The sequence below is a fragment of the Mesorhizobium sp. M7A.F.Ca.AU.001.01.1.1 genome (genome assembly GCF_004022735.1).
GTDB classification, from domain to species: Bacteria; Pseudomonadota; Alphaproteobacteria; order Rhizobiales; family Rhizobiaceae; genus Mesorhizobium; species Mesorhizobium ciceri.
Window position 1 is genome coordinate 1 of the sequence record NZ_RZPF01000861.1, and the last position, 2,415, is coordinate 2,415.

Sequence of the window (2,415 nt, forward strand, 5' to 3'; positions counted from 1 at the left end):
CGGCAAGACGATCAAGCCGCGAGAGTATCCGGCCGAGAAGCACTAGCAGATCGGCGAGCGCGGCTTGGTGGCGGGCCGCTGTCGGCGGCGCCTTCACCGCACCAAGCCGGTCGGTTGCCTCGCGCAACTGCCTTGTCACCGACGCCAGCAAGAGATCGTTGCGGTTGCGGTCGAGGCTGTCGGTCTGGAGCAGAAGCAGGATTCCCGAAAGCTGGCCAACGCAACGCTTGGCGGCGTCATAGAGCGGACGGGTGTCTGACAGGTAGGAGGCAACCGCTTCATCCTTGATCCCTGACTTCAACAACGCATCGGGCTGGTACTCGCGGGGGGTGTCCCATATCGAGCAGGTGGGACGATGCACGCCTTCGATCCCTGAAGAAGGCGCTGGAAATTCGCGACGAAACGTTAGAAGCACCGCCCCACCCGAAAGCGGAGCCTCGTCTTGTCCGGAATTGATCGTAAGCATGCGTCGCCTCCAATGTTCGTCGTTGCATCGATCCGCAGGCCCGTGCGGACTGTCTTTTCAGTGCATGAATCGGCCGCCGTTCACGTCGAGAATGAGTCCCGTCACGTAGTCGGACAGGTCCGAGACCAGGAACAGGCAGGCTTTTGCGATATCGTCAGCCGTCCCGAGCCGGCCCAGCGGGATGTTCACGACGATGTCGCGCCGCTTGTCTTCGGTCAGCTTGTCGCCAAAGATGTCCGTGTCGATCGTGCCGGGGGCTATCGCGTTGACGCGGATATTGTGCTGCGCCAGTTCACGCGCCATCGACTTGGTGAGGCTGTGGATGCCGCCCTTGGCGGCGGAATAATGCGGTCCGCCGAAAATGCCGCCGCCGATCTGGGCCGCGATCGAGCCGATCGAAACGATAGCGCCGGAGCGCCGTTCGATCATCGAAGGCACGGTAGCCTGGGTCATGTTCAGGCTGCCACGCAGGCTGGAATCGATGACCAGGTCGAAATTCTCCTGGGTGATATCCATCAGCCGGTCTGGTTGGCTGATGCCGGCATTGTTGACCAGGATGTCGACATGTCCGAAGCGGGCCATGACGTCACCAACTGCCTTGCGACAAAAAACAGGATCCCGGACATCGCAAGCCACGCCGATGTGTTCGGAGCCGATGTCGCGGGCCGCATTCATGGCGGCCTCTTCGTCGAGGTCGAAGATCGCCACGCGGCAGCCCTGCGCGGCAAACCGCCGGGCCGTGGCCTTGCCTATGCCGCGCGGCGAGGCGGCGCCTGTGATAATGGCGGTCTTGTCGTTCAGCATCACGGTGTACTCCTCCCCATATGAATTCATTCGGCGGCCTCGGCCGCGTCTTCGATATTCAGGCCTGCCCAACCCTCGATGAGGGCCGCGATGCGCGAGCAATCGGCGTCGGCCATGCCTTGCGTCATGGCGAACTGCCAGAACTGGCGGACGTTGGCCCCGAGCCACATTGGCACGCCCATACGCTCGGCTTCCTGCATGCAAAGCGTCACGTCCTTGTGCATGAGCTCGGTGCGAAAATTCTGGTCGTAGCGGCGTGTCACCACATGCTTTGGATAGGCGATCTCGGACACCCAGGACCGGCCTGAGCCGGCATTGATGATCCGGAACAGATCCTCGGGCTCGATACCGCCCTTTTCGGCGAATGCTAGCGCTTCGCCGACAATCACCATGTTGGTTGCGGTGAGAAGATTATTGGCGAGCTTGAGGATCTGTGCCTTGCCGACGTCCGGGCCGAGATGGACAAAAGTCTTTGCAAATGTCGCCAGGAACGGTCGTGCCCGTTCCAGTGTCTGCTCCGACCCCGACGCCATGACCGCCAGCGTCTCGTTGCGGACGCCGATTGGTCCGCCGCTGACGGGCGCATCCAGCACAGATACGCCGCGTTCCGCCATCGCATCACCGACCTTGCGCGCCATTGTCGGGCCGGTGGTCGAGAGATCGATATAGTGCTTGATGCGTTTGCCATGGATAAGGCCGGCCTCACCCAGCGCGACGGCCTCGACGATCGGCGCGTTTGGCAGGCTGACGAAGACCGTCTCGACCGCATTGGCGACCGCGGCGGCGCTGTCTTGCCGCTTTGCTCCCTGCGCGACAAGGACATCGACGGCCGCAGCGTTGGTATCGAAAATGTGCACGTCGAGCTGGGCTGCCAGAGCCTTGGTGACCATGGGCATGCCCATCGCACCGAGACCGATGAATCCGTAAGAATTACTAGGCACGCGCGCTCTCCCCGATCGCTGTAAGATGTGACGGCGCGCCTTCGTAGAGGCGGTAGATGCCGGTGCCGTCGATGTCGCCGTGGCCGGCGGCGATAAGCAGATCAAAGAGCTGGGCGGCTTGGCCGGACATTGGGGTCGCCGTGCCCGAACTACGGGCGAGCTCCTGCACCATGTCGAGGTCTTTCAGCAGCTGACGCGCATAGG

At 62.4% G+C, this 2,415-nt stretch carries 4 protein-coding genes; all 4 read right to left on the reverse strand.

All coding sequences use genetic code 11. The features are described from left to right. Positions 1–361: hypothetical protein (locus EN884_RS33030; RefSeq protein ID WP_164895316.1), on the reverse strand; the 361-nt coding region annotated here is incomplete at its 3' end. Positions 362–523: 162 nt separating this feature from the next. Further along, positions 524–1,273, reverse strand: a complete 750-nt coding sequence (locus tag EN884_RS33035; protein WP_063170865.1) for an SDR family NAD(P)-dependent oxidoreductase — start codon at positions 1,271–1,273, stop codon at positions 524–526. A 23-nt stretch (positions 1,274–1,296) separates the two neighbouring features. Next, entirely contained in the window at positions 1,297–2,211 is a 915-nt protein-coding gene (locus EN884_RS33040; RefSeq protein ID WP_127224576.1) for an NAD(P)-dependent oxidoreductase, read from the reverse strand. Then, on the reverse strand, positions 2,204–2,415 hold a 212-nt coding region (locus tag EN884_RS33045; RefSeq protein ID WP_164895317.1), incomplete at its 5' end, for an NAD-binding protein. The genes EN884_RS33040 and EN884_RS33045, both read right to left, overlap by 8 nt.